Origin of the sequence: Flavobacterium sp. LMO8, from assembly GCF_009495755.1 — a bacterium.
In the GTDB taxonomy this organism is placed as follows: domain Bacteria; phylum Bacteroidota; class Bacteroidia; order Flavobacteriales; family Flavobacteriaceae; genus Flavobacterium.
Genome location: NZ_WIBJ01000023.1, coordinates 1 through 1,827, shown reverse-complemented (window position 1 = coordinate 1,827; position 1,827 = coordinate 1). Strand labels below are relative to the sequence as shown.

The window sequence follows — 1,827 nt, the reverse complement described above, 5'->3', positions numbered from 1 at the left end:
GTTTGTACAACTGAGATGGCTGTAGCTGGAGTTGTTGAACTTACTGTTGCTGTTGCTGTTGATAACATAGGATCTGATGAACATGTTGTTAACGTATTAGTAGCAATGACACTGTAGGTTCCTACTGCATCAACTACTAATGTTGAACTAGTTGCACCCAAAATAGTATCTCCATTACTATCAAACCATTCAAAGTCATAGTCAACATCATTTAATCCTGTGTTTAATGTGTAGGTTTGGAATACTTGACCATCTGGAGTTATACAAATATTGCCATCTTTTAACACAGGTATAGGAGATGGATTTACATTTACTCGGTAATCTGTATATCCGCCTTGACAATCTCCTAAACTTGACCAAACTCGATAAATAACATAACCATCAGTTGCATCTATTGTGGTTAACACATCATTTATAGTTATTGGTGCTACTCCTGTTCCTGAAAGTGCTCCTGATACATTATCAAACGTTAATACATCCCACGTTAATTCGGTTCCTGCTATAAGTGGAGAAACATTAACTATTAAATCCGTATTTTCTCCACTACAAATTGTTTTAATTGGAGATAGAACTGGCAACCCTGGATTTGGATTTACAGTAATCAATTCACTCTGAAGTGTATTGCCTGGACATCCATTACGTACAGAACTTACTACAAAATAAATTGTTCCTGCAACTAACGGATTACTTGTTATAACTTGTAAATCTATAGCAGTAGCTGTGGAAGTTGATGTAATAGTACCCGAAGTTACACCTCCTAAAACCGTAACTCCATTTGTAATAGCTGTCCAAGTATAAGTTATTCCACTTATATTACCAACAATATCAACATGAACATTATTTGTAGAATTTGTTGAAGAACAAACAGAATTGTCAGCTACTGTAACACTTCTAATCTCAGGATTTGGATTTACAGTAATAGTAATTGGATTTGATGGTATTCCATCACATCCATTAGCTCTTGGAATAATTATTATCGTTATAGTTCCAACATTCTCTGAATCTGTTAATGTTGCTATTTGATTAATGTTAGTCTCATCACCACTAGTTACAAAAGTACTTGTGATATTAGATATCGTTGCGCTCCAACTATAAGTTGTGTTTGGTAAATTACTACTTAAAACAAAATCTAATGGGCTACCATCACAAATGGTATCAGTTACTGTGTATGACAAAGTTGGACGAGGAGTAATTGAAATCGAACCCGATGCATTAGCTTGGGGATTACAACCTCCAGAAGTAGAGATAATATAATTATAAATGCCTCCATTGCTTACAGATCCTGAAATTGTTAACAAACCAGTTGATACATTATAACTATGTGAAACACCAGTAGGCAGACCTGTAACAACAACTCCAGTAGCCGTTCCTACAATTTGATATTGTATTGGAACAATTGAAACACCTGCACATATAGTTTGAACATCAGTACCTAAAGGTGAAACCAATGAAATTGTAGTATCAGCAAATAAAGTAACAGTCGAACTTAAAACAATATTAGATGAACAAATTCCATCAAATACACTTATTGTATTTATTGTTGTACTTCCAGTTACACCTGGTACATTAACAACTCCTACACCTGATGAATTAATTGCAACTGTTTCAACTGGATTTCCATCAACACTATAATCTATCTGAGTATTTGGAGTAGCGCTAATAGTAAATGTAGCAGCTGAACCAATACATATAGGACCATTATTAATAATATTGAAAATTGAAGGTTGTGGTAATCTCGGTACGATAGTAAAAATTGCCGAATTTACTGATGTACAACTTCCGTTAGACGCTGCTACTTCGTAATTAGTTGCAAACGACATACCCGAA

At 34.6% G+C, this 1,827-nt stretch carries 1 protein-coding gene; it reads right to left on the bottom strand.

All coding sequences use genetic code 11. The features are described from left to right. The coding region (locus tag GFJ94_RS12570; protein ID WP_305069010.1) for a PKD-like domain-containing protein at positions 1 to 1,827 on the bottom strand (1,827 nt) is incomplete at both ends.